General features: G+C 69.0%; 23 protein-coding genes. 9 read left to right on the top strand and 14 right to left on the bottom strand.

Features of this window, described 5'->3' with window-relative positions; genetic code table 11:
* Positions 1 to 39 precede the first annotated feature (39 nt).
* Complete coding sequence (locus ACO2Q0_RS03380) at positions 40 to 798, bottom strand: N-acyl homoserine lactonase family protein (protein ID WP_423350063.1); 759 nt, start codon at positions 796 to 798, stop codon at positions 40 to 42.
* Positions 799 to 1,020: 222 nt separating this feature from the next.
* The gene (locus ACO2Q0_RS03385; protein ID WP_423350064.1) at positions 1,021 to 2,184 is read right to left on the bottom strand and encodes an MFS transporter; all 1,164 of its coding nucleotides are present in this window, start codon (positions 2,182 to 2,184) and stop codon (positions 1,021 to 1,023) included.
* 80 nt (positions 2,185 to 2,264) lie between these two features.
* On the opposite strand from ACO2Q0_RS03385, the gene ACO2Q0_RS03390 reads away from it, so the two are divergent.
* From ACO2Q0_RS03390 to ACO2Q0_RS03400, 3 genes are read left to right on the top strand one after another with little or no spacing between them, the layout of a single operon-like run.
* Positions 2,265 to 3,542 (top strand): aminotransferase class III-fold pyridoxal phosphate-dependent enzyme, encoded by a 1,278-nt coding sequence (locus tag ACO2Q0_RS03390; RefSeq protein WP_423350065.1) that lies wholly within the window; start codon positions 2,265 to 2,267, stop codon positions 3,540 to 3,542.
* Entirely contained in the window at positions 3,542 to 4,963 is a 1,422-nt protein-coding gene (locus tag ACO2Q0_RS03395; RefSeq protein WP_423350066.1) for an amidase, read from the top strand. Before ACO2Q0_RS03390 ends, ACO2Q0_RS03395 begins: the two co-directional genes overlap by 1 nt.
* Positions 4,963 to 5,304 carry a DUF423 domain-containing protein gene (locus ACO2Q0_RS03400; protein ID WP_423350067.1) on the top strand — a complete coding sequence of 114 codons (342 nt, stop codon included), beginning with the start codon at positions 4,963 to 4,965 and terminating at the stop codon, positions 5,302 to 5,304. The genes ACO2Q0_RS03395 and ACO2Q0_RS03400 overlap by 1 nt, the downstream gene beginning before the upstream one ends.
* On the opposite strand, the gene ACO2Q0_RS03405 is transcribed toward ACO2Q0_RS03400, so the two are convergent.
* Positions 5,295 to 6,533: a multidrug effflux MFS transporter gene (locus tag ACO2Q0_RS03405; RefSeq protein WP_423350068.1), complete on the bottom strand. Its 1,239-nt coding sequence runs from the start codon at positions 6,531 to 6,533 to the stop codon at positions 5,295 to 5,297. The two genes, ACO2Q0_RS03400 and ACO2Q0_RS03405, sit on opposite strands and share 10 nt — an antisense overlap.
* Before the next feature lie 81 nt (positions 6,534 to 6,614).
* Between ACO2Q0_RS03405 and ACO2Q0_RS03410 the strand changes: the two genes are divergently transcribed.
* The 4 genes from ACO2Q0_RS03410 to ACO2Q0_RS03425 all read left to right on the top strand — a co-directional run bounded on the left by ACO2Q0_RS03410 (position 6,615) and on the right by ACO2Q0_RS03425 (position 10,527).
* Complete coding sequence (locus tag ACO2Q0_RS03410; protein WP_423350069.1) at positions 6,615 to 7,595, top strand: alpha/beta fold hydrolase; 981 nt, start codon at positions 6,615 to 6,617, stop codon at positions 7,593 to 7,595.
* A 10-nt stretch (positions 7,596 to 7,605) separates the two neighbouring features.
* Positions 7,606 to 8,598, top strand: coding sequence for a prolyl aminopeptidase (gene pip, locus ACO2Q0_RS03415; protein WP_423350070.1), 993 nt, complete (start codon positions 7,606 to 7,608; stop codon positions 8,596 to 8,598).
* A gap of 7 nt (positions 8,599 to 8,605) precedes the next feature.
* Entirely contained in the window at positions 8,606 to 8,989 is a 384-nt protein-coding gene (locus tag ACO2Q0_RS03420) for a nuclear transport factor 2 family protein (protein WP_423350071.1), read from the top strand.
* Positions 8,990 to 9,093: 104 nt separating this feature from the next.
* Positions 9,094 to 10,527 carry a spinster family MFS transporter gene (locus tag ACO2Q0_RS03425; protein WP_423350072.1) on the top strand — a complete coding sequence of 478 codons (1,434 nt, stop codon included), beginning with the start codon at positions 9,094 to 9,096 and terminating at the stop codon, positions 10,525 to 10,527.
* A gap of 1 nt (position 10,528) precedes the next feature.
* On the opposite strand, the gene rodA is transcribed toward ACO2Q0_RS03425, so the two are convergent.
* The 11 genes from rodA to ACO2Q0_RS03480 all read right to left on the bottom strand — a co-directional run bounded on the left by rodA (position 10,529) and on the right by ACO2Q0_RS03480 (position 22,617).
* Entirely contained in the window at positions 10,529 to 11,680 is a 1,152-nt protein-coding gene (rodA, locus tag ACO2Q0_RS03430) for a rod shape-determining protein RodA (protein WP_423350073.1), read from the bottom strand.
* The gene (mrdA, locus tag ACO2Q0_RS03435; protein WP_423350074.1) at positions 11,677 to 13,692 is read right to left on the bottom strand and encodes a penicillin-binding protein 2; all 2,016 of its coding nucleotides are present in this window, start codon (positions 13,690 to 13,692) and stop codon (positions 11,677 to 11,679) included. Before mrdA ends, rodA begins: the two co-directional genes overlap by 4 nt.
* A gap of 4 nt (positions 13,693 to 13,696) precedes the next feature.
* Positions 13,697 to 14,209 carry a hypothetical protein gene (locus ACO2Q0_RS03440; RefSeq protein WP_423350075.1) on the bottom strand — a complete coding sequence of 171 codons (513 nt, stop codon included), beginning with the start codon at positions 14,207 to 14,209 and terminating at the stop codon, positions 13,697 to 13,699.
* The gene (gene mreC / locus ACO2Q0_RS03445; protein ID WP_423350076.1) at positions 14,206 to 15,318 is read right to left on the bottom strand and encodes a rod shape-determining protein MreC; all 1,113 of its coding nucleotides are present in this window, start codon (positions 15,316 to 15,318) and stop codon (positions 14,206 to 14,208) included. The genes ACO2Q0_RS03440 and mreC overlap by 4 nt, the downstream gene beginning before the upstream one ends.
* A 53-nt stretch (positions 15,319 to 15,371) precedes the next feature.
* Positions 15,372 to 16,415 (bottom strand): rod shape-determining protein, encoded by a 1,044-nt coding sequence (locus ACO2Q0_RS03450; protein WP_012522835.1) that lies wholly within the window; start codon positions 16,413 to 16,415, stop codon positions 15,372 to 15,374.
* Between the two features lie 250 nt (positions 16,416 to 16,665).
* Positions 16,666 to 17,346, bottom strand: coding sequence for a molybdate ABC transporter permease subunit (gene modB / locus ACO2Q0_RS03455; RefSeq protein WP_423350077.1), 681 nt, complete (start codon positions 17,344 to 17,346; stop codon positions 16,666 to 16,668).
* A complete protein-coding gene (gene modA / locus ACO2Q0_RS03460) occupies positions 17,343 to 18,080 on the bottom strand; it encodes a molybdate ABC transporter substrate-binding protein (RefSeq protein ID WP_423350078.1) in 738 nt (245 codons plus the stop codon). The genes modB and modA overlap by 4 nt, the downstream gene beginning before the upstream one ends.
* A 26-nt stretch (positions 18,081 to 18,106) precedes the next feature.
* A complete protein-coding gene (locus ACO2Q0_RS03465; protein WP_423350079.1) occupies positions 18,107 to 19,090 on the bottom strand; it encodes a Kelch repeat-containing protein in 984 nt (327 codons plus the stop codon).
* 16 nt (positions 19,091 to 19,106) lie between these two features.
* Entirely contained in the window at positions 19,107 to 19,985 is an 879-nt protein-coding gene (locus ACO2Q0_RS03470) for an EamA/RhaT family transporter (protein WP_423350080.1), read from the bottom strand.
* A gap of 39 nt (positions 19,986 to 20,024) precedes the next feature.
* The gene (locus ACO2Q0_RS03475) at positions 20,025 to 21,596 is read right to left on the bottom strand and encodes a 2-isopropylmalate synthase (protein WP_423350081.1); all 1,572 of its coding nucleotides are present in this window, start codon (positions 21,594 to 21,596) and stop codon (positions 20,025 to 20,027) included.
* A 295-nt stretch (positions 21,597 to 21,891) separates the two neighbouring features.
* A complete protein-coding gene (locus ACO2Q0_RS03480; RefSeq protein WP_423350518.1) occupies positions 21,892 to 22,617 on the bottom strand; it encodes a TVP38/TMEM64 family protein in 726 nt (241 codons plus the stop codon).
* Between the two features lie 145 nt (positions 22,618 to 22,762).
* Between ACO2Q0_RS03480 and ACO2Q0_RS03485 the strand changes: the two genes are divergently transcribed.
* A complete protein-coding gene (locus tag ACO2Q0_RS03485; RefSeq protein ID WP_423350082.1) occupies positions 22,763 to 23,944 on the top strand; it encodes a calcium-binding protein in 1,182 nt (393 codons plus the stop codon).
* Between the two features lie 159 nt (positions 23,945 to 24,103).
* Positions 24,104 to 25,306, top strand: coding sequence for a pyridoxal phosphate-dependent aminotransferase (locus ACO2Q0_RS03490; protein WP_423350083.1), 1,203 nt, complete (start codon positions 24,104 to 24,106; stop codon positions 25,304 to 25,306).
* Positions 25,307 to 25,318: the final 12 nt, after the last annotated feature.

A 25,318-nucleotide genomic window follows, 5' to 3' on the forward strand; every position in this document is an offset into this window, starting at 1 on the left:
CATGGAGCCGCGTTCGGGCTCCGCAACGGTGTCGCCACGTCAGGTGCGGGCGGACGGCAGCACCGCGTTCGGGCCCCACTGGCCCGGGTCATGGCCGAAGACCATGACCGTGTCCGACCCGCGCATCGCCAGCAGCGCATCCAGCGAACGCCCCATCACTGCGTGGTCGGCGTGCGCCGGAAAGGCCCGGGTCTCCACCACGCCCGCGCGATAGCAGGCGTCGCCGACGAGGATGTGGTCGCCCTGGCCGCTCCGCACGCGCATCGACTGGTGCCCCGGCGTGTGGCCGAAACTGGGATGCAGCGTCACCGCGCCGTCGCCGAACAGGTCGTGCTCGCCGTCGATGAGCTTCACGTCATGCCCGAGATCGAAGAAGCGCCTGGGCAGCGCATAGCGGCGGCGCATCTCGGCATCGGCGCCCGCCGCCCACTCGCGGCTCTGCACGACGACCGTCGCGTTCGGAAGCTGGTGCAGGCCCCCGGCGTGGTCGAAGTGCAGGTGCGACAGGACCACGTAGCGCACCTTGCCCGGATCAATGTCCAGCCGCTCCAGATGCGCTGACGCCAGCTCGTGCGGCTCGACAGGCGAGTCCAGATCCTGGCTGCGCAGCCGCTCGCGATATGGATCGGCGGGATCGCACAGCTCCGCGTGCAGCCCGCAGTCGAACAGCGTCACGCCGTCCGGATGCTCGATGACATAGAACGGGATCGGTACGGCCACTCGCCCAATGTCCATGCCGAGCCCCGAGCCTGGACTGTGGAACTGACCGCAGACGCAGCCGAAGAGCCGGACGGTCATAGCGCGCTCCTCCTCGCCTTGCGGCCTACCGCGAGTGGGGTTGGAACAGCAGTTCACACGGAAGCAGGTCTTCTGGGAACTGCTTCGGCAGAATCCTTCCCGTCGCCAGCCCCGCGAGGAAATCGGTGAGCCCACAGTCGAAGGTCTCGAACTCCTGAAAACCTCGATCCCAGACGACCATACGCCACGTGTCCGGAGCGCCTTCGGTCAGCCAGAACACACCTAGATTGGATCGAGCCTTTGCACCCCGTAGAGCCTCACCGCCCCTAGCGTCCCCGCCACGCACATGGCCGCCATCAGCAGGTAGCCCTTCGCGCCGAAGTGGTCGAAGAGCGGGCCTGAGGCCAGGGTCGCGAAGCCCATCAGCACACCCGACGAAAGCGCCGAGTTGATGGTCTGGGCGGCCGACGCGTTGCGCGGCGTCGACAGCCGTTCGGTGAGCTGGAGAGCGGCCAGGAACGTGGCGGCATAGCTCAGCGCGTGCAGCGCTTGCAGTGGGAACAGCAGCGCCAGCGGCGGCGAGAACGCATAGGCGCCCCACCGCACGGCGCCCGCTGCGCCGCCCAGCACCAGCATCCGCCGCGCGCCGAGCCGCCGCCGCCATGGTTCCAGGAACCAGAAGAAGGCGATCTCGACGGCGACGCCCACGGCCCACAAGACGCCGGTGGTGCTTTCAGGGATGCCCTGCGCCTTCCAGGCCAGCGTCGAGAAGCCATAGTAGAACGCGTGCGCCGACTGGATCGCGCCCGCCGAGACCACCGTCAGCATGAAGCCGCCGTCGCGCAACAGCTCGCCCAGACCGGCCCAGCGGTCGGCGAAGCCGCGACGGCCGCCCGTCTCGTGCACGGGGTCGGGCGGCAGCAGCACCCACGCGGTCACCGCGGCCAGGGCCGCAGCCCCGGTGATCCACACCAGCACCACCTCCGCCGAGCCCCGGGTCAGCAGCCAGCCCACCACGAGGTTCGCCACGATGAACGCCGCCGAGCCGATGCCGCGCGGCCAGCCGTAGTTGAAGCCGTCGCGCCGGGCTCGCGAGAGCACGATCACGTCGGTGAGCGGCGAGATGGTCGAGAAGGCCGAGGATGCGGCGAACCACACAACCGCCCAGCCGGCGAAGCCCAGCGGCAGCGCCATCAGCCCGTACAGCACTGCGACGCCAAGACCGAGGAACACGAGGGCGGTGCGCCGCAAGGCGAAACTGTCGGCCCAAAGCGCGATCAGCGGCGCTGAGATGACCCGCACGAGCATCGGCAGCGACAGGATCAGCCCGATCTGCGCGCCCGAGAGGCCCTGGTGGGCGAACCACACCGGCATGTAGGGCGAACTCGCCCCCGTGCCGACGAAGATCGCCGCGTAGAACAGGCCCATCTTCACCGGGAGCGACATGGTCCGCCGCATACACGGAGTCGCCCGGGCCGCCGCGGCGACGTAAGCTCGCGCCAAGAACCAGAAGACGGGAGGCGGCGATGGACCGCGCGAACAGCCGGGATCGGGCCCTAAGGGACCGCGCCGAGGCGGTGATCCCCGGCGGCATGTACGGGCACCAGTCCACGGCCCTGCTGCCCGAGGACTACCCCCAGTTCTTCCAGCGCGGCGAAGGGGCCCACATCTGGGACGCCGACGGCCGGCGCTACCTCGACCTGATGTGTGCGTACGGACCGAACCTGTTCGGCTACGCGAACCCGGACATCGACGCGGCCTTCGTGCGCCAGCTCGGCCTCGGCGACACGCTCACCGGACCGACCGCGCTGATGGTCGAGCTGGCGGAGACGCTGACCGCCATGGTCACCCACGCCGAATGGGCGATCTTCTGCAAGAACGGCACGGACGCCACGTCCATGGCGCTTTCTATCTCGCGGGCCCACACGAAGCGCCGGGTCGTCGTCCGAGCCAAGGGCGCCTATCACGGCGCGGCGGCCTGGTGCACGCCGAGGCCCGCGGGCGTCATCGACAGCGACCGGGCCCACCAGGTCTTCTGCGACTACAACGATGTCGCCAGCCTCGAGGCCGCCGTCGCCGAAGCGGGCGACGACCTCGCCTGCGTCTTCGCCGCGCCGTTCCGCCACGACGTCTTCGTCGACCAGGCCGAGCCGGATCCCGCCTACGCCCACCGCGCACGGCAGTTGTGCGATGAGCGCGGCGCCCTGCTGGTGGTCGACGACGTCCGCGCCGGCTTCCGCCTCGCCCGCGACTGTTCCTGGACGCGGCTGGGCGTCCAGCCCGACCTGTCCTCCTGGGGCAAGTGCATCGCCAACGGCCACGCGCTGTCGGCGCTGCTGGGTTCGGACAAGGCGCGTGCGGCGGCCGCATCGGTCTATTCGACCGGCTCCTTCTGGTACCAGGCCGCGCCGATGGCGGCCGCGCTCGCGACGCTGCGGCTGATCCGGGAGACCGATTACCTCGAACGCATCACGGCCCTGGGCGAGCGCCTGCGCGCCGGCCTTGACGAGCGCGCCCGCGCGGCCGGCTTCGGCTTCCGCCAGACCGGACCCGCGACCCTGCCGCTCTTCCTCTTCGACGACGACCCGGACCTCAGGAAGGGCTTCTGCTTTGCGAGCGCCATGCTGGACCGCGGCGTCTATGTGCACCCCTGGCACAACATGTTCATGTGCGCGGCCATGACTGAGGCCGACATCGAAGCCGCCCTCGATGCCGCCGAAGGCGCCTTCGCCGAGTTGAAGCGCCGGGGCGGCGCCCTGCCGCCCGTGGAAAAGCTCGCCTTCCTCACCACCGGAGCCCGCTGATGGACGATTATTCCGAGTACGACGGCCTGGGCCTCGCCGAGCTGGTGCGCAGCCGCCAGGTGACGCCGGCCGAGCTCACCGAAGCCGCCATAGCCCGTATCGAGCGGCACAATCCGACGCTCAATGCCGTGGTCCACAAGGGCTACGACGACGCGCGCCGCTGGGCGGCCTCGGACCTGCCCGAGGGACCGTTCCGCGGCGTGCCGTTCCTCATCAAGGACCTGGGCGCACAGGTGAAGGGGTGGCCGCGCACATCCGGCAGCCGCTTCGCCCAGGTGGCGGCGGACGTCGACGACAGCGAGCTCGTCCGCCGATACCGCGCTGCGGGCGTGGTGCTGCTCGGCAAGACCAACACGCCAGAGTTCGGGATCCCGGGCGTCACCAACTCCGAGCGCCTCGGCTCCTGCCGCAATCCCTGGAATCCGGAGCACATCTCCGGCGGCTCCTCCGGCGGCGCGGCCTCGGCCACCGCCGCCGGCATCGTGCCCATTGCGCACGCCAGCGACGGCTTGGGCTCGATCCGCATCCCGGCCGCCTGCTGCGGCCTGTTCGGCCTGAAGGTCACGCGCGACCGGACCCCGATCTGCGAAGTCTCGGACGGCGCGCTCGGCTTCTCGGTGCATCACGTCGTCAGCCGCACCGTCCGCGACAGCGCGGCCATGCTGGACGCCACCGGCTATGCCCAGGCGGCCGACCCGTTCCAGGCGCCGGCGACGGACGGTCCCTATCTCGCGGAGCTGGAGAAGAGCCCCGGCAAGCTGAGGATCGCCTGGTCGGCGGAGACGCCCAGCGGCCGGCCGATCCCCGACGAGATGCAGGCCGCCCTGCTCCGGACGGTCGAGCTCCTGAAGGGCCTTGGCCACGACGTCTTCGAACGCGGCCTGGGGGTCGACTACCGCACGCTATATCGCGCCCAGTCCCTGGCCAGCGCCTCCAACTTCTCGGCCAATGTCCAGCGCTGGATCGAGGCCCTCGGCCGCGAGCCGGGCGACGACGAACTCGGCCCCCTCGCGCGCCGCGGCTACGAGGCCGGCAAGCGGCTCACCGGTCAGCAGGCGTTCTGGGGCTTCCAGCAGCTCCGACTGATGAACCGGCAAATCCTGGCGGCCTTCGAGGACTTCGACGCCTATCTTTCGCCGGTGATGGCCACGCCCGCGCCGCGCGCCGACTGGCTCGACCCGCTGACCGACGACCTGCGAGAGTTCGACCGCCGCCAAGCCGCCACCTACCCGTACACCCCGCCCTTCAACTTCACCGGTCAGCCGTCGATGTCCGTGCCGTTGTGGGAGTCGGCCGAGGGCCTGCCGATCGGCATGATGTTCAGCGGCCGCTTCGCCGACGAGGCGACGCTCTTCCGCCTCGCCGCCCAGCTCGAGAAGGAAGCGCCGTGGAAAGACCGCCGGCCGCAGGTGTGGGGCTGATGCGGGCCTTGTTGATCTTCGCCGCCCTGCTCGGTCTCGCCTGCGTCGGCTTCGGCGCCTTCGGAGCCCACGGCGTCAGCGACCCGAAGGCCCAGGAATGGCTTCGCACCGGCGCGCTCTACGGCTTCGTCCACGTGCTCGCCGTATTCGCCGCCGAGCGGTACGGCTCGCCCGTCCCGCCCGCGCTGTTCCTCGCCGGCGTCGTGGTGTTCTCGGGCTCTCTGTTCGCCATGGGCTTCGGCGCGCCGCGGTGGTTCGGCGCCATCACCCCCATCGGCGGCCTGAGCTTCATGGCCGGCTGGGCGGCGCTTGCCTGGGCCGTGGCGCGGCGTCAGGCCTGAGGCCTGGCGGGGACCTTCGGCAAGGCCAGCTTCCGCAGCGCAACGAACGATCCCGTGAGGGCCAGCAGCATGGCGATGGCCATCGGCCGCGGCGTGCCGTCGTGGAAGAGGCCGGCCAGGCTCGACGCCACCGCGCCCGCGCCGAACGAGAGGCCGCCCAGCAGCGCCGAGGTCGAGCCCGCCCGTTTCGGATCGACGCTGAGCGCCCCGGCGGTGGTGTTGCCGCCCATGAGCCCGTAGCTGGCGAGCACCAGGAACAGCAGCGGCAGCACCGTCCAACGCTCGCCGAGGCCGCTGACGGCGAAGAACGTCAACGCAAGCGCGAACACGAGAGCCAGTACGCTCACCCGGCTCAGCACCTGATCGGGCGTGCGCGTCCGCAGCAGCCAGCGGTTCACCTGGTTCGCACCGATGATCCCCACCGCGTTCAGGCCGAACACCCAGCCGAACGCCTGAGCCGAGATGCCGTAAGTCTCGATCAGCAGTTCCGGCGAGCTGGCGATGTAGGTGAAGAGCGTCGCGCCGTTGAGGGCGCCGGCCAGGGCGTAGCCGATCAGCCGAGGCTGCCGCAGCAGCGCTGCGTAGGCCTGCAGCGGACTCTCGGATTGCGCCAGTCGCGTCGTCTCCTCGCCACGGGTCTCGCGCAGGCGCAGGAAGGCGGCCGCCGCCAGCAGCGCGCCGAAGACGGTCATGAACCAGAAGTTCAGCCGCCATCCACCGAAGGTCAGCAGAAGCCCGCCCAGCAACGGAGCCAGGATCGGCGCGAGCCCCATCACCAGCATCAGCAGGCTGAGCACCCGGGCGGTGTCCCGATGGTCGAACTGGTCCCGGACGATGGCCCGCGAGACCACCCCGCCCGCGCAGGCGCCTAGCGCTTGGACGAAACGGCCCAGCAGAAGCTGCTCCGGCGTGGCGGCGAGCGCACAGCCGGCCGAAGCCAGCACGAAGATGACGACGCCCACGAGGATCGCAGGGCGGCGTCCGAGACGGTCCGCAGCGGGCCCATAGAAGAACTGGCCAAAGGCCATGCCGGCAAGGAATGCGGACACCGTCGCCTGCGCCTGCCCGGCGCTGGCGTGCAGGTCCGCGCCGATCGCCGGGAGACTCGGCAGGTACATGTCGATGGCCAGCGGTCCCATGCCGGTGAGCGCGCCCAGCATGATCACGAGCCCCCACGGCGTGGCGGTGGGTGGCGGAGTTGCGGGCCTGGCGTACGTCACGGGAAGCATGCCCTAGTGGCATCCTCGGTTCCGGCCAAAGCCCATTTGCGGCAAAGCTCCGCGGAGAGCCGATAAATCGGAGAGGAAGCCATGTCCGCACTCGAAACGATGATGCCAGCGCCGAACCGCGTTCGGGTGAACGGCGTGGAGATCGGCTACTACGAGGCCGGTCCGCGCGAGGGCGTGCCGATCGTGTTGTGCCACGGCTTTCCCGAGCTCGCCTTCTCGTGGCGCCACCAGATCAAGGCCTTGGCCGACGCTGGACGCTGGGTGATCGCGCCCGACCAGCGGGGCTACGGCCTTTCCTCCAAGCCCGGGGCCGTCACCGACTATGACATGGCCCACCTCACCGGCGACTTGGTCGGCCTGCTGAATCACCTGGGCGTCGAAAAGGCCATCTTCTGCGGTCACGACTGGGGCGGCATCGTCGTCTGGCAGATGCCGCTGATGCACCGCGAGCGCGTCGCGGGCGTCATCGGCCTCAACACGCCGTTCCTGCCGCGAGCGCCCGCCGATCCGGTCGCGATCTTCCGCCACCGCTTCGGACCCGACATGTACATCGTCTGGTTCCAGACCCCGGACGAGCCCGAAGCCGTCCTGGGGGAAGACGTGAGCAAGACGATGCGCTTCTTCATGCGGAAGCCCTCGGCGCTGCGCAGCGTGGCGCAGCCGTCCGAAGGCGGCTCCACCTTCGCCTTTCGCGATCTGCTGCGCGCCTGGGACGGCGAGACGGGCGGCGATCAGCTTCTGGGCCTCGACGAACTCAAGGTGTTCGTCGAGGCCTTCGAGGAGGGCGGCTTCTTCGGACCGGTGAGCTGGTATCGCAACTTCAGCCGCAACTGGGAACACCAGGCGGGCCTGCCCGGCCGAGTAGACGACTTGCCCTGCCTGATGATCACCGCCGAGCTCGACGCCGTGCTCACACCCGAGATGGCCGAGCCGATGAAGGGCCTCGTGGGCGATCTCGAAATGCACAACGTCCAAGGCTCCGGCCACTGGACACAGCAGGAGAAGCCGGACGAAGTGAACCGCCTGATCCTCGGCTGGTTGGACAGGCGCTTCCCGAAGTAGATTGGTCCGCATGGAACGAAACACGCCGTCGCCCGCAATCTCCTCCAGCCAGCACCGCCGCGGCTTGTTTCCCGACAACGAGCCGTTCGCGCAGGGCTGGCTGTCCACCGGCGGTCCGCACGAAGTGTTCTACGAGGAGTGCGGCAACCCGAAGGGCAAGCCATGCGTGATCCTGCACGGCGGTCCGGGCGGGGCGATCAACCCGACGATGCGGCGGTTCTTCGACCCATCGAAATGGCGGATGGCCCTGTTCGACCAGCGGGGCTGCGGCAAGAGCCGTCCGAACGCCAGCCTCGACGACAACACCACCTGGGCCCTCATCGAAGACATCGAGCGGCTGCGCGAACACCTCGGGATCGAGAAGTGGTGCGTATTCGGCGGCTCGTGGGGCTCCACCCTGGCGCTCGCCTACGCCATCACCCATCCGGAGCGGGTGGAGAGCCTGGTGCTGCGCGGCATCTTCCTGCTCACCGAGCGCGAGCTGCGCTGGTTCTACCAGGACGGCGCCTCGATGTTGTTCCCCGACGCCTGGGCCCGGTTCTGCGCGCCGATCCCGGAAGCCGAGCGCGGCGACATGATGGCCGCCTACCACAAGCGCCTGACCAGCCCGGACCGCCGCGTCCAGGCCGAAGCCGCGGCCGCCTGGAGTCAGTGGGAAGGCGACACGATCTCGATCCGCGGGCCGGAAGCGCGCCCCTCGAAGTTCAACGAGATCGACTTCGCCATCGCCTTCGCCCGCATCGAATGCCACTTCTTCGTCAACGGCGGCTTCTTCCCCTCGAAGAACTGGATCCTGGAGAACCTCGACAAGCTCAGGGGCATCCCGGGCTGGATCGTCCAAGGCCGCTTCGACGTGGTGACTCCCATGGAAAGCGCCTGGCGCCTGAAGTCGGGCTGGCCAGATGCGCGGTTCGAGGTGGTCTGGGATGCGGGTCACGCCTCCACCGAGCCGGGCATCGTGGACGCCCTGGTGCGGGCTACGGACCAAGCGCTGAAGCTCTAGGACCCCCATGAGTCGCGCCGAGATCGTCCGCGCCTACCTGAAGGCGATCGAGAGCCGCGGGGACTCGCTATCGTTCTTCACGGAGGATGCGGTGCAGGAGGAGTTCCCCAACGCGCTCGCGCCTTCCGGCGCGCGGCGGACGCTGGAGGACCTCCGCGAGGCCAACACGCGGGGCAAGAACGTCCTCACATCCGAGACTTACGAGATCATCAACCTGGTGGAGGCCGGCGACATCGTGGCTGCCGAGGTGCTGTGGCGCGGCGTGCTCGCGGTCCCGCTCCGTTCGCTCAAGCCCGGCGACGCCATGAAGGCGCGCCTCTCGGTCTTCTTCGAGTTCCAGGGCGACAAGATCCGGCGCCAGCGCAACTACGACTGCTTCGAACCCTTCTGACGCTCGCACCGTCGAACGCCATACCGGAATTTCGGCTCTTTCCCCTCACTCGAACGGTCGTTAGGTTCGCGCCAACGACTTACAACGAGGGGAAACGATCCAGCATGAGCGGGACCAGCAACGTCGCGGCCGCGGACGGTCATATCCACGGCTTCGGCTCCAAGGCGTACCGCAGCTACGTGCTGAACGCGCTCCTCCTGATCTACATCCTGAACTTCGTCGACCGCGGCCTGCTCTCGGTGGTCGCGCCGCAGATGAAGCCCGAGCTGGGCATCTCGGACACGGCCTTCGGCCTGCTGACCGGCTTCGGCTTCGCCCTGCTCTACACCGTCGTCGGCATCCCGCTCGCGCAGTTCGCCGAGACCCGGCATCGCGTCTGGATCATGACGGTCTGCGTGGCGCTCTGGTCGCTGATGACGGCGCTGTGCGGCCTGGCGGGACCGATCACGGTCGGCAGCCTGGTGATCGGCGGCTTCTGGATCCTGCTCGCCTGCCGCGTCGGCGTGGGCATCGGCGAAGCCGGCTGCACGCCGCCGGCCAACTCCCTCATCGCCGACTATTATCCGCCTAGCCGCCGCTCCACCGCCCTGGGCTACTACGCCATGGGCGTGACCCTCGGCGGCCTTCTGGCCAACGTCATCGGCGGCCCCGTGACCGACGCCTACGGCTGGCGCATGGCGTTCTTCGTCGTCGGTCTTCCCGGGCTCCTGGTCGCCATCGTGTTCAAACTGACGGTGAAGGAACCGCCGCGCGGCCACTCGGATCCGCCCGGGACCGTCCGCAAGGCCAAGCCGAAGTTCTCGGAAGGCCTGAAGGAGCTCGCCGGCAAGCCGTCGTTCTGGTGGATGACCGCAGGCGCGACGATCGCCTCGTTCTGCGGCTATGGCATCGCCTCGTTCCAGTCGCTGTTCATCAACCGCAGCTTCGATCTCAGCGCCGGCCAGGCCGCCGTCTACATCAACGCCCCGGTTGCGGCGGCTGCGGCCCTCGGCACGCTCGCCACGGGCTGGCTGGCCGAGCGGATGGTCAAGCGCCATCCGAACGCCATCGCCTGGCTGCCGGGCATCGGCCTCACCGCCAGCGTGCCGTTCTACTTCCTGGCCTTCACCACCCAGAACCTGGCGCTCTGCCTGCTCGGCCTGATCATCGGGGGCGGCATCAAGTACGGCTACCTCGCGGCTCAGTACACGATCGGCCAGGGCGTGGTCAGCGCCCAGGTCCGCGCCGTCTCCACGGCCATCCTGCTCTTCGTGATCAACCTGCTGGGCTACGGGCTGGGGCCGCTGTTCATCGGCGCTCTGAGCGACATCCTCTTCAGGATGAAGGTCGCCAACCTCGGCGCGGCGGAACTCACCCGCCACGCTTGTGAGGGCGCGGCGCGCAAGGCGCTCGGCGCGGCTGACCAGGCGGTCTGCGCCGTCGCCCATCCGGAGAGCCTGCAGCATTCGATGCTGATCACCTCGGCGCTCTACGCCGCCGCGGGGATCTGCTTCTTCGTCACCTGCCGCACGCTCAAGCGCGACATGGTCGCCCGCTAGATCAGAGGAAGCCGGAGCCCTTGGTGACTTCGGCGTAGCGGTGGACGCGCGCCGACTGCACCAGGCCGAAGCCGATCATGACGGTCAGCATCACGGTGCCGCCGTAGGACAGCATCGGCATAGGCACGCCCACGACGGGCGCTAGGCCCATCACCATGGCCCCGTTGATGAGCACGTAGAGCGTGAAGGTCGCCGTCACGCCGGCGGAGGCCAGGCGGGCGAAGTGCGAGTGGCTGAGGTAGGAGGCCCGCAGAGCCATGAAGATCGCGGCCGCGTAGAGCGTCAGGATCGAGACGCAGCCGACGAAGCCAAACTCCTCGGCCAGCGTCGCGAAGATGAAGTCCGTCTGCTTCTCGGGCAGGAAGTTGAGTTGGCTCTGCGAACCCAGGCCATAGCCCTTGCCCAACAGGCCACCGGAGCCCAACGCGATCATCGACTGCAGGATGTGATAGCCCGAGCCCGATGGGTCGCTCTCGGGATCAAGGAAGGTCAGCACCCGCTGGCGCTGGTAGTCGTGCATCACGAACATCACGAACGGCGGAACGACCGCCAGGAAGGCCGCCACGCCGGCGGCGATGATCTTCCATGACAGGCCAGCCAGCACGACGATCGCGGCCCCGGTCATCAGGATCAACATGGCGGTGCCGAGGTCCGGCTGGTGCGCCACCAGCAGGACAGGCACGAAGATCATGGCGGCCGGCACGAGCAGCCACCACGACAGCCGCGCCCGCTGCGCGGACGTCCCGTGATAGTAGCGGGCGAGCGCAAGCACGATGCCCAGCTTCATGATCTCGGAGGGCTGGAAGCTGAAGCCGCCGATGGAGAGCCACCGCTGCGCCCCCAGGCGCACGTCGCCCACCGCCTCCACTGCCACCAGCAACAGGAGGCCGATCCCGTAGATCGGGTAGGCCAGCGCGAACCACACGCGGATGTCGATCATCGCCAGGCCGATCATCAGCCCCAGGCAAAGCAGGAAGCGGATGAGATGTTTGGCCGCCCACGGATCCCAGGACGAGCCCGCGATGGAGAACAGCATCAGGGCGCCGGCGCCCGCGATGAGGCTCAGCACGAGGACGAACAGCCAGTCGATCTCGGCCAGCTTTACGATCAGCCGGTCGCGTTCGCCGGGCCGGGTCAGCGCCGAGACGGTCATGCGGGCCCTCGCGACGGTGTGGTGAGCGGCGCCCCGGCCGCGGGCGTCGGCGTGTTCGGCGGGCTGGCGAACACCGGCTCGTCGGGCACCGTGTCGAGCTCTGGATCGGGCCGGATTTCCGGCATCGGCACCGGCTTCTCGATGCGCGCGCGCAGTTCGGGATCCTTCAGCAGGGCGACCCGCATGATCTCGCGCGCTCGCGGGGCAGCAGCCGTCGAGCCGCCCATGCCGTGCTGGACGATCACAGCCAAGGCGTAGCGCGGCGCATCCAGCGGCGCGAACGCCACGAACAGGCCGTGGTCGCGAAGACCCCACGCACCGCCCTTGCCGCGCGATCCGCCCTTGTCGTAGTTGCGCACCTGGGCCGTCCCGGTCTTGCCGGCCATCAGGATATCCCCGAGGCCGAGTTGGCTCGCGGTGAAGGCGGTGCCGCCGGCCTCGGTCACGGCCGCCATGCCGCTCCGCACATACTCAAGATGCTCGTGGCTGAACGGAAGGTCGGGCGCCTCGGAGCCCAGGGGCAGTTCCTTGCCCCCGATGGACTTGATCAGCCGTGGGTTCAGCTTCTTGCGGCCATTGGCGAGGCGCGCGGTCATAACCGCGAGCTGCAGGCAGTTCACCTGCAGATAGCCCTGGCCGATCCCGTACGACAGGTTCTCACCCGGCCACCACGGCTGCTGGGCCGGTGTCCGGCGGAAGTACCGCTTCTTCCACTCGGGATCCGGAACGATGCCCTTCTTCTGGCCCGGGATGCCGATGTCGAAGGTCTGACCGAGACCGAACTCGCGGGCGACCTGCGCGATCCGCGTCGGCCCGATCCGCAGGGCCAGCGAATAGAAGTAGGTGTCGCAGGAGTTCTTGATCGCATCCCGCATGTTCTGCGGGCCGTGGCCGCCCTTCTTGTGGCAGTGGAAGAACCGCCCGCCGAAGTACATGCCGCCCGGACAGTTCACCCGGTCTTCGGGACTCACGCCGGCCACAAGTCCCGCCAAGGCGGTCATGGTCTTGAACGTCGAGCCGGGCGGGTAGAGACCCGACAGGCACTTATCCAGCAGCGGCTTGCGCTCATAGTTGGCCAGCGCGCGGTACTCGGCGCCGGTCAGACCGCGCACGAAGCGGTTCGCGTCGAAGCTCGGCGCCGACATCATGCAGAGGATGTCGCCGGTGCGGCAGTCCATCATCACCACGCCGCCGCTCTCGCCGCCGAACACCTCGAGAGCCCGGTTCTGGATGTCGACGTCGAGGGTGAGCTGAACCTCCTTGCCGGGCACGGCGGGGATGTCGCCGGCCTCGTCGTGGCGAACCTCGCGGCCGTTGGCGTCCACCTCGACCTTCTTCGCGCCGGGACGCCCGCGCAGGTCGAGGTCCAAGGCCTTCTCCACGCCCTGCTTCCCGATCCGGAAGCCGGGGTGGAACATGATCGGGTCCGCGTTCGGGCCGGTCTTCTCGATGTCGGACTCGTTGACCTTGGCCACATAGCCGATCACGTGGGCGAAGGCGCCGCCATGCGGATAGACCCGCACCTCGCCCATGTCGGCGGTGACGTTCGGCAGCTCGGCGGAGCGGACGTTGATGGCCGAGAACTGCTCCCAGCTCATGTCCTCCATGACCGAGACCGGCGCCCGCTTGGGCGCGCTGTTGATCTCGCGCAGGAGGCGTCGCCGCCGCGTGTCGTCCAAGGGCACGAACTCGCCGAGCGTCTGCAGTGTGGCCTCGGTGTCGAAGTCCTTGTCCTTGGACACCAGCAGCCGGAAGTTCGGCCTGTTGGCCGCCAGGATGGCCCCGTTACGATCGACGATCAGGCCGCGCGGCGCCGGCACCAGCTTGAAGTTGAACTGGTTCGACGTGGCGAGCTTCTCGTAGCGCTGGGTCTCCAGCAGCTGCAGATAGGCCAGTCGCCCGCCGAGGGCGGCGATGCCCAGTCCTGCGAACCCGCCCATGAGGATCGCCCGGCGGTGGAACACGCCCTGCCGCTCGTTGACTTCCTCGAAGAAGATTGCCGGCTCGGCCATCGGGCTAACGGAACCTCACGTCGGCGTCCTCGAACCGCTCGATCAGGCGGTCGGCGAACGGATAGAGGAGGAGTGTGGCGAGGAATTGCCAGAACAGGGAAAGCGGGCTGGGCATGCCCTTCACGTCCAGCATCGTGAAGAGGTACCCCGCGCCGAAGGCCAGCGTCGCCAGAACGCCGTACCAGCTCCACATCGCCGCTCGCCCCTGCCCCGCCATGAAGGCTCGGCCGCCGAGCGCGCCGCCATAGGCGATCAGCAGGCAGACCGCCCAGAGACCCAAGGGTCCGCCCCAAAGCAGATCCATGAAGAAGCCCATGAGCGCCACGCCGAAGGGCGCCAGCATCGAAGGCCGGATCGCCGCCCAGGCGAAAGCCACCGGCAGCGCGAACACCGGCTCAGGCAAGGCGAGGCCCCAGAAGCGGATCGGCAGGGCGAGCAGCATGGTGGCGGCGATCACCTGCAGCATCGGCACACCCAGCCAGCGCCACGGCTCGAGGGACCGGGCGCCGCCGCTCATCGTCCGGCTCCGGCCGGCGGCGTCGCCGTCTTGGCCGCGGGGCTCACCGTCTTGGGCGCCGGCGTCGCGGCGGACGGCGGCGGCGTCGCGGTCTTCGGGGCAGGTGCGACCGTCCTGGGCGTCGGCGCAGCCGCGGCCGGCTGGGCGCCCGCCGCGGGCGCGGACGTCGCAGCGGACGGCGCGACCGGCTCAGGCGGCGGCAGTGTCGGCGCGCCCGGGGTCGGCGGCGGGACGTGGGTCTTGTCCAGCTCGGCGCGGTTGGCGAGCTGGGTGAAATCCTCGAACAGCAGGATGCGCACGTAGTCCACGGGAGCGCGGTCCGAAGCCAGCACCACACGCCAGCGGCCATCCAGGCCCTTCACGGCGCGGCCCACCGGCAGGCCGCGCGGGAACACCCCGCCGTCGCCGGAGGTCAGAACGCGATCGCCGTTCCGCACCGGGTCCTGCCCGCGCAGGTACTCGAGCCGCGGATTCGGGCCGCCGTCGCCCGTCAGGATGGCGCGGGCGTTGGTGCGGTCGATCATCACCGGCGTACGGGAGGCGACGTCCGTGAGGGTCAGCACGCGGCTGACGCCGTCGGTCACCCCCACCACGCGACCGACCAGGCCGTTCTCGCTCATCACCGGATTGCCGACCTTCACGCCCGCTTCCTTGCCGATGTTGGCCAGGCGCGAGTTGGCGAAGGGGCCGCGGCTGTCGGTGACGATGCGTGCGGCGACCATCGGGATCGGCGGATCGGTCTTCAGGCCCAGGAGGGCCCGGTAGCGTTCGTTGTTGTCGCGGAGCGCGATGGCGACGTCGCGCCACTGCCGCATCTCCTTCAGCTCGGCCTTCAGCCGGCGGTTCTCGGAGACGGCGAAGAAGTAGCCCCGGATCGACTCGAAGCCTGCCCCGGTCCAGCGGCCAGGCGCCGACAGGGCGTTCCCCACAGGCTCGAGGGCCTTGTCGGTGGCGGTGCGGGTGCGGCCGTAAGCGTCCGTCTCGAACGCCTCGCGCCGGTCGGACAGCAGGATCGCCACCGACGCGATGAGGACGACGAGGAAGACGATCCCCGCCGTCCAGGTGAGGGGGACCTTCAGTTCACCGAGCGGATTGTCCCGCAAGGACATCTAACCTACGCCCCCAAGCGGCCCCCGCCGCGCCACGACTTCAGGCGGGTATCTTACGCCAGGGTCGATTCCAGGACGCCCTTCATCCACTTGGGATGCTCGAGCACTTTGCCGCAGCCCAGGGCCACGCACGACAGCGGGTCGTCGGCCACGGTCACCGGCAGGCCGGTGTGGTCGCGGATCTCGGCGTCCAGGCCGCGCAGCAGCGCGCCGCCGCCCGTCAGCATGATGCCCTTGTCGGCGATGTCCGAGGCGAGCTCGGGCGGCGTGGCTTCCAACGCCATCTTCACCGCGTCGACGATCTGGCCGACCGGCTCGGACAGCGCGTCCGAAGCCTGCTTCTCGGAAATGCGAACCTCGCGCGGCACGCCCTGCATCAGGTCACGGCCCTTCACCTCGATGGAGAGGCCTTCGCCGTCGGCCGGAGCCCGGGCGGTGCCGATCTCCTTCTTGATGCGCTCGGCGGTCGTCTCGCCGATCAGCAGGTTATGGTTGCGGCGCATGTAGCTGATGATCGCCTCGTCCATCTTGTCGCCGCCGACGCGGACCGAGCGCGAATAGACGATGCCCGAGAGCGACAGCACGGCCACCTCGGTGGTGCCGCCGCCGATGTCGACCACCATCGAGCCGGTAGGCTCGTGGATCGGCAGGCCCGCGCCGATCGCCGCGGCCATCGGCTCGTCGATCAGGCCCACGCGGCGGCCGCCGGCGTTCAGGCAGGAGTCGTTGATGGCGCGGCGTTCCACGGCGGTGGCGCCCGACGGCACGCACACGATCACCTTGGGGTTCACGAAGCCCTTGCGGTTGTGAACCTTGCGGATGAAGTACTTGATCATCTCCTCGGCGACTTCGAAGTCGGCGATGACCCCGTCGCGCATCGGGCGGATGGCCTCCATGTGGCCCGGCGTGCGGCCCAGCATCTGCTTGGCCTCGATGCCCACGGCGTGGACCACCTTGCGGCCGCCGACGTTGCGCAGAGCGACCACCGAGGGCTCGTTCAGCACGATGCCCTTGCCCTTCATGTAGATGAGGGTGTTGGCCGTTCCGAGATCGATGGCGATGTCGTTCGAGATCGCGCCGAAGAGGGATGAGATCATGCAGGGCCCTGGTCGATGGGGGCTTGGAGGGTCGCGTCGCCGGAGACCGTGAAGCGGCCCGACTGACGCCAAGCACAATGCGTCGAGTCGCTACGTTCTGTCCGGCAGGCTTGACGTCCCTCTGCCCTGCCCAAATTGCCATTTCAAGGCTTAAAGAGCGGTGTGCGCCTTCGCGTCGCGCGCGAGTTCTGACGCAGGGGTTTCGCCTTATCGCCGCCATGAATCCGGCGCAGCCGCTCGCGCCAGGATTTCAGGCCTCGTCGACAGGCCGCGAGATCCGCCGGTCGAGCAGCAGCAGCGAGAGCACGACCAGGAAGCCGAAGCCGACCAGCAACGCGCTCAGCGCATGCGCCCGCTCCCATTCCAGCGCCTCCACCAGCCGCCAGATCTCGATGGAGACCACGTCGGTGCGCCCGGGGATGCCGCCGCCGATCATCAGCACGACGCCGAACTCCCCGATGGTGTGGGCGAAGCTCAGCACGGCGGCCACCGCATAGCCCGGCGCCGCCAGCGGCAGAGCCACACGGCGAAACGTCTCCCATCCCGATGCGCCCAGCGTGGCGGCGGCGTCGAGGTTCTCGCCGCTGATCCCTCGAAAAGCGTTGCGCAGCGGCTGCACCGCGAACGGAAGCGAATACACGACTGAGCCGATGACGAGGCCGGTGAAGGTGAAAGCGAGGGTGCGGATGCCCAGCGCCTGCAAAGGGGCCATCAGCGGGCTGTCAGGCCCGAGCGCGATCAGCAGATAGAAGCCCAGCACCGTCGGCGGCAGCACCACCGGCAGGGCGACCAGCGCTCCCACGGCTTCGACCCACCAGGCCCGGCTCCGCGCCAGCCACCACGCAAGGGGCGTCCCGACCACGAGCAGGATCAAGGTCGTGACCAGCGCCAGCTTGACCGTCAGCCAGAGGATCGGAAGGAGCGCGCTCACCGCACCTCGTAGCCGTAGTTGCGGATGACGGCCTTGGCCTCGTCGGTCTTCAGGAAGTCGGCGAAGGCCTTGGCGGCGGGATTGCGCGCGCCGGCCTTCAGCACCAGCGCCTGCTGCTTGATGGGGGTGTGCAGCCTGGCCGGGACAAGCCAGCGGGAGCCGCCCTTCTCCGTCACCACCTGGGACAGCGCCACGAAGCCCAGCTCGGCAGCGCCGGTGCTGGCGAACTGGTACGCCTGGGTGATCGAAGAGCCTTGGACGATCCTTGGCCGAACACGGTCGTACAGGCCGAGCCGCCGAAGCGTCTCGACGGCGGCGAGGCCATAGGGCGCCACCTTCGGATCTGCGATGGCCAGCTTCTCGAAACCGCCCCGCGAAAGCACCTGCCCGTCGGTGTCGACCCGCCTGGGGTCGCGGCTCCACAACACCAGGCGGCCGGCGGCGTAGGTGAAGCGCGTCCCCGGGAGCGCCAGCCCGGCGGCCTCGGCCTGCAGCGGGCGCTCGGCGTCGGCCGAGAGGAAGACCCCGAACGGCGCGCCATTGGCGATCTGGGCCAGAAACTGCCCTGACGAACCGAAACTGAGCACGGCGCGGTGGCCCGTCTTCTGCTCGAAGCGTTCGGCGATCTCCTTGGCGGGCGCGGTGAAATTGGCCGCAACCGCCACCTGGACTTCCGCGGCCTGGGCGAAGGCGGGCGCCAGCATGGCGATCAGGATGGCGAGGAGTCGGGCCATGGTCAGAGCTTAGCCGATCCGCACGCCTACGGGACCAGAGCCTCGACGATCGCCGTCACCTGACCGCCCGACGCCTTCGCGCCGCCGCCGATGGCATAGATCCTGCCGCGCACCGCGGCGGCCGCAAGGCCGTGGCGCGGCGTGCGCATTCCCGGCTCCTGTCGCCATTGGTCGGTCTTCGGATCGTACGACCAGGTCTCGGGAATTACGCCCGGGTTCTCGCCGCCGAACACGTAGAGTCGCCCGCCCGCAGCGGCGCCCGCCAGCCCGCCAGACGCGCGTGGCATGGGCCGGAGCGTCTCCCAGCGGTCCGTCTTGGGGTCATAGCGGTCGAGACGGGCCGAGTTCCCCTCGCCCACCCGACGCCCGCCGGCCAGGTAGAACAGGCCGTCGATCACCGCGCCCGTGGCGCTGTTACGGGCCTCCGGACAGGGCGCGGCCGTGCTCCATCGGCCGCTGCGGACGTCGAAGACCTGATGCAGCGCGATATCGCCCTGGTCGTTCCAGTTGCGGTTCGCTTCGCCCTTCGGCGCGCGGCCCGAGGCGATATGGACGCGGTCGCCGAGCGTCACCGCGACGGTCTCGCACTGCAGCTTCGGCATCCGCGCGACGGCCGTCCAACCGTCCTCACCCAGCACCAGCGCATCGGGAATGGCCACCCAGCCGCCGGCGTCGGTGACACGATAGCCGCCGAAAGCGTAAGCGCGCCCGCGGGCGGCGGCGAGGACCGGGTGGTGCCGCGCGAACGGCAGCTTGGGTCCCTCGGTCCAGCGGTCCGTCGTCGGGTCGTATATGCCGGTGCGGTCCTGTGGATTGATGCCGCCGCCGAGCCCGCCCGCGCCTGGCGACATGCCGCCGGCGATGACGATGCGGTCGCCGAGCGCGGCGCCATAGACCTCCTGCACCGTCCAGGGCACGGCGACGCACGGCTCCCAGCGCGCGACGGCGCGGGCTAGGCCGGGCGCGGCGAAGACGGAAGCGGCGGAGAGCACGGCGCGGCGGTCGATCATTCCGCCATGGAAGCGTTCAGCCCAGCGCGGTCAAGGCCACCCCGGCCGCGGTCAGCACCCCGCCGACAATCGCGCGTGCGCTCAGGCGTTCGCGGAACAGCCGCCGCCCCACGGCCGCCGCCACGGGGGTTTCGATCAGGGCGACGGCGCGCACTGGCCCTGCGGGCGCGAGCGCCAGGGCTCCGAACCAAAAGGCCGAGGCCGCCGAGCCGAAGAACCCTGCGCCCAGCGACTGCCGCCAGGAGACGGCGACGGCCCGCAGCGCCTGGGGTCGAGCCACCGCGAGAATGAGGCCCAGCGCGACGGTCTGCATGGCCTGGGCGATCACCACGGCGGCTGTCGCCGAATAGATCGGATGGCCGGGATCGAGTGCGAGGCCCGCCTGTCGGTAGCCATTGAACGACACCGCGAAGGCGGCGCCGGCGGCGAGCCCCAGCAGGCCGCCGACGAAGGCATGGTGCGTCTGATCCTTGCGGGGCCATGAGACGATCGCGAGTCCGGCGCTGGCGACCGCCACGCCGATCCAGGCCTGGAGCGACAGCGCGTCGCCCAGCGCCAGGCCCATCACCGCCGCCAGCGGCAGCGAGGACTGCTGGAGCACGGTGGCCACCGCGAACCCCGATCGGTGCATGGCCATCAGCAGGAAGCCGGTGGCCGCCACCTGGCTGACCGCGCCGAAACTGACGCCGGTCCAGAAGCGCCATGACAGCACGGGCGCGGCGTCCGGCGTGAAGGCCGCGACGGCGCCGAAGATGAGGATCGAGAACGGCAGGCCAAACAGGAAGCGGACCAGCGTCGCGCCCCAGGGGCCCGCATCGCCGACCAGCCCGCGCTGCGCCGCGTTCCGCGCCACCTGCAGCGGCGCGGCGATCAGGGTGAAAACGATCCAGAGCACGTGAGCCCCCCGCTCCTCCTTAGCCGGAGGAGCCGCGGATCAGAACCCGCTGGCCACGCGGCCGGGAGCGCTCTTCTCCTTGCGGGCGACAAGGTTGTTGAGGGCGTTCACGTACGCCTTGGCCGAAGCCGTCAGCGTATCCGTGTCCGCCGCCTGGCCCGTAGCGATGCGACCATCCTCTTCGAGGCGCACAGAAACCTGGGCCTGCGCGTCGGTGCCTTCGGTCACCGCGTGCACCTGGAAGAGGCGCAGAATGGCGGCGTGCGGGTAGACCTCGTGGATGGCGTTGAACACCGCATCCACCGGACCGTCGCCGGTGGCGTTGGCCGACTTCTCCGCGCCCTCGATGGTCACCGTCAGGAAGGCTTCCTGCGGACCTTCGGTGCCGGCGATGACGCGCAGGTGCTTGACCTGGATCTTGTCCGCCTGGCTGGCCAGGGCGTCGTCCACCAGGGCCACGATGTCGTCGTCGAAGACGTGCTTCTTCTTGTCGGCCAGGTCCTTGAAGCGCTGGAACGCCTCGTTCAGCGCGTTCTGGCCCAGCTCGTAGCCCAGGGCCTTCAGCTTCTCCCGGAAGGCGTGGCGCCCCGAGTGCTTGCCCATGACCAGGTTCGATTCCACCTGGCCCACGTCCTCGGGCTGCATGATCTCGTAGGTGCCGCGGTCCTTCAGCATCCCGTCCTGGTGGATGCCGCTCTCGTGGGCGAAGGCGTTCTTGCCGACGATGGCCTTGTTGAACTGGACCGGGAAGCCGGTGATCGCCGAGACGTAGCGGCTGGCGCGGGTGATGTGCTGGGTCTCGATGCCCGTGTGATAGGGCAGCCGGTCGCCGCGCACCTTCAGCGCCATGACGATCTCTTCCAGCGCCGCGTTGCCCGCGCGCTCGCCGATGCCGTTGATGGCGCACTCGACCTGACGGGCGCCCGCCTGCACGCCGGACAGGCTGTTGGCCACGGCCAGGCCCAGGTCGTTGTGGCAGTGGGTCGAGAAGATCACAGTGTCGGCGCCCGGCACGTTCTCGATCAGGTCGCGGAAGACCTCGGCGTATTCCGACGGATAGGTGTAGCCGACGGTGTCGGGGATGTTGATCGTGGTCGCCCCCGCGCGGATCGCGGCTTCCACGCAACGGCGCAGGAAGTCCTGTTCGGTGCGGGTGGCGTCCTGGGCCGACCACTCCACGTCGCCGCACAGGTTGCGGGCGTGGGTCACCGAGCCGGTGATCATCTCCAGGATATCTTCCTGGCTGGCGCGCAGGATGTGGTCCCGGTGGCTGGGGCTGGTGGACAGGAAGGTGTGGATGCGGCCGCGCTTGGCCTTCTTCACCGCCTCGGCGCAGCGCTCGATATCGGCGATCCCCGCGCGCGCCAGTCCGCAGACGACGCTCTCCGTGACGATCTCGGAGATCTGACGCACGGCCTCGAAGTCGCCGTTCGAGGCGATCGGGAAGCCGGCCTCGATCACATCGACGCGCATGTCCTCCAGGATTTTGGCGAGCTCCAGCTTCTCCTCCAGCGACATGGAGGCGCCGGGCGACTGCTCGCCGTCGCGCATGGTGGTGTCGAAGATGATGACGCGGTCGCGGTCCGACGGCGTGGATACGGCAGAAGTCATGGTTTTACAGGCTCTTCGCGAGGGTTTCGTTCGTCGGGCGGAGGTTCGAAGCCCCTGAGCGCCCGGCCGCGAAGATGCGCGTGCCTAACGGGTCGCCCAGGGGCGGCTAAGCCCCAGCGACAGAAGAAGAAGCGAGCTGTTCGCTTGCGTGCGCATCAAGGCGGCTTCTACCGAACCGGGCTCTTCGTCGCAAGCATCTTGCGTCCGGCGGCGACATTTTCGTTTCAGGAGAAACGGAATTGCCTCCGCGGGGCCACGAGAGGAAAAATCCGCCCGCTAAGCCGCGTGTCGGCGGTCAGCTCTTGTCTCGAGCGGCCGCCGCCTCGCGCGCCTTCAGCCATCGTCGCGCGTACCAGCCGATCGCCAGCCACAAGGCGGCGATGCCCACCAGCAGCGCCACATGTCCGGGGCCGCCCTGTCCGCGCATCACCTGGGCCACCGAATTGCCGGCGAAAGCCGTCAGGGCGATCTTCGGCACGATCCCCAACGCCGTGCCGACGGCGAAGTCGCGGGATCGCATCGGGGTCACGCCGGCCGCCATGTTGACGACGATGAAAGGCGCGGAGGGCACCAGGCGCACGATCAAGCTGGCGAAGAAGCCGTTGCGTCCCACCAGGTCCATGAACTGCCGCAGGCCCTCGCCCTGGAAGGTGGCGAGCGTCCGGGCTCCAGCGAACCGACCCAGGTAGAAGCCGATCAGGGCCGAAACCATTGTGCCCACCCAGGAGTAGGCGAAGCCCTGCCAGGCGCCGAACGCGACGACGCAGGCGGCGATCAGCATGAACTGGGGCACGCCGACGAAGGCCAGGGCGGCGAAGGCCAACACGGCGACGGGCAGCGCCCACGCGCCGTGCGCGGAGCCCAGCCAGGCTTCAACCGTCGCCTCGCCGCCAAAGCCCAGCAACTGGGCGCCGAACACGAAGACGAGGCCCACGCCGCCGAACAGCACGAAGGAGATCAGCAGCGCTCGCCAAGCCTGGGCGTCCATGTTCGAGAGGAACGTGAAGAGGCGGCGCATCAGGCCCCTGAGGTCGCCGATGCAGCAGGTCCGGTCAAGCGCGCCCACTGAGCAGACCACCTTGCTTTTTCTTTAGTTGCGTTTTTACGCAACCTGCACCATTTGACGTACGACAGAGGGGCGTTCGCCTAACGGAGATACCTTAGACATGGAATACGCGTTCGAGACGATCACGCCCGAGCAGGCGCTGAACATCCGCCTCGGCGATACGCTGACCATCAACGGCGGACCGGCCCGGCTGGTGTCGGTGACCTACCAATCCTACGACCCGGTGGCGCTCACGCCCGAGGTGCCGAGCGTCCTGGTGACCTTCGGCGGCAAGACCGTGAAGTTCGGCGTCGGCCTGACGGAAGTCTCGAATGTCGGCGGAATCATCATGGCCGACGGCTCCAAGCTGCTGGTGGGCGACGCTGGCGTCCAGCGGACGTCCGGGACCGACCTCGACGACGGCCTGTTCGGCGGGCCGGGTTCCGACCAGCTCGCGGGGCTCAAGGGCGCCGACCTCATCCACGGCGGCAGTGGTGACGACGTTCTCGCCGGGGGCGAAGGCGCCGACAGCCTGTACGGCGGCCAAGGCGATGACGTGATCTACACGAGCGACTCCGTCACGGGCGTCCCTGGCGAGGCCGGTGATTTCGCGCACGGCAACCTCGGCGACGACGAGATCTTCGGCGGCGCGGGCGACGACTGGCTCTACGGCGGCCAGGGCAACGATCTGATCGCAGGCCGCGACGGGGACGACTACGTCTCAGGCGACCTCGGCGACGACGACCTCTCCGGCGGCCTGGGCGACGATGTCCTGGTCGGCGGGGCCGGCGCCGACACCCTGCAGGGTGGGTTCGGGGCCGATTACCTGAACGGCGGCGATGGCGACGACCATCTCGTGACCCAGGGCCCGGAAGGCACGACCATGCGCGGCGGCTCAGGCAACGACACGCTTGTCGCCTTCAGCTCGGGCCAGGATCAGCTGTGGGGCGGCGATGGCCGCGATCGCTTCGAATTCGTCGCCAACAAGCTGCCGGCCGCTGGCCAGGACGACCTGATCATGGATTGGGAAGCGCACGACACGCTCAGCTTCGCCGATGTCGGCATCCTGACCGCATCGATCCTGCCGCTGAGCTATTCGGAGTTCGTGGCCCACGACTACGCAGAGGCTCTGCGGATCGCCAACGAGCACATCTCGGGTCCGGGGGCGAAGTACGTAGCGGCGCAGGTCGGCGCCGACGTCATCGTCTTCTACGACGCCGGCGATCCCGCGGATGGCGCGGACATGGCCGTGGTTCTCGTTGGCAGGACCCTGAACGACATCAGCCTGGCGAACTTCGTCTAGCGCCGGCTGCAGGCGGCCGGATCGGTGTTTGGAGAGACGGATCCGGCCGCCACCTGCGGCCATCAGGCCAGCTTTCCCTCAGGCGGCTCTATTTGCGTGCGATGCAGCATGGTCTAAACCCCGGCGCAATCTCGTAGTCCCCGAGGGAGATCCCGATCCATGTCGCTCGAATCCGCCGCGCTCGCCCGCGTGAAGCCGTCCGCCACCCTGGCGGCCGACGCGAAGGCCCGCGAGCTGAAAGCGCAGGGCCGGAACGTGATCAGCCTCGCCGCCGGCGAGCCCGACTTCGACACGCCGGAAAACATCAAGGAAGCGGGCATCCGCGCGATCCGCGAGGGCAAGACGAAGTACACCAACGTCGACGGCATCCCCGAGCTGAAGGAAGCCATCTGCGCCAAGTTCGCGCGCGAGAACGGCCTCACCTACAAGCCCAGCCAGATCAACGTCTCGCCCGGCGGCAAGCCGGTCATCTGGAACGCCTTCATCGCCACCCTGAACCCGGGCGACGAGGTGATCGTGCCGACGCCCTACTGGGTCAGCTACTGGGACATCGTGCTGCTGGCCGGCGGCAAGCCGGTCGCCGCGCCGACGTCCGCCGAAACCGGGTTCAAGCTGACGGGCAAGGACCTCGAGGCCAGGATCACGCCCAGGACCAAGTGGGTGATCCTGAACTCTCCGTCGAACCCCTCGGGCGCGGCCTACACCAAGGCCGAGCTGCGCGAACTCGCCGACGTGCTGCTTCGCCATCCGCACGTCTGGATCCTGACGGACGACATGTACGAACACCTGGTGTTCGGCGACTTCGAGTTCTTCACCATCGCCCAGGTCGAGCCGGCGCTCTACGACCGCACCCTCACCATGAACGGCGTCTCCAAGGCCTACGCCATGACCGGCTGGCGCATCGGCTACGCCGGCGGGCCCGAGCCCCTGATCAAGGCGATGGCCAAGGTCATGAGCCAGACCACCTCGAACCCATCGTCGGTCTCGCAGTGGGCCGCCGTCGAGGCGCTGAACGGGCCGCAGGACTTCATCAAGCCGAACGCCAAGCTGTTCGAGGGCCGCCGGGATCTCGTGGTCTCGATGCTGAACCAGGCCAACGGTATCAAGTGCCCGACGCCGGAGGGCGCCTTCTACGTCTATCCTTCGGTGGCGGGCCTGATCGGCAAGACCGCGCCGTCCGGCAAGGTGATTGCGTCCGACGAGGACTTCGCGGTCGAGCTGCTCGAGACCGAGGGCGTCTCCGTGGTGTTCGGCGCGGCGTTCGGCCTCTCGCCCCACTTCCGGATCAGCTACGCGACGTCCAACGCGGTGCTGGAAGACGCCTGCGAACGCATCCAGCGCTTCTGCGCCAACGTGAAGTAGACTGCCGCGCAA

The organism is Phenylobacterium sp. VNQ135 (assembly GCF_049445735.1).
Classification (GTDB): Bacteria; Pseudomonadota; Alphaproteobacteria; order Caulobacterales; family Caulobacteraceae; genus Phenylobacterium.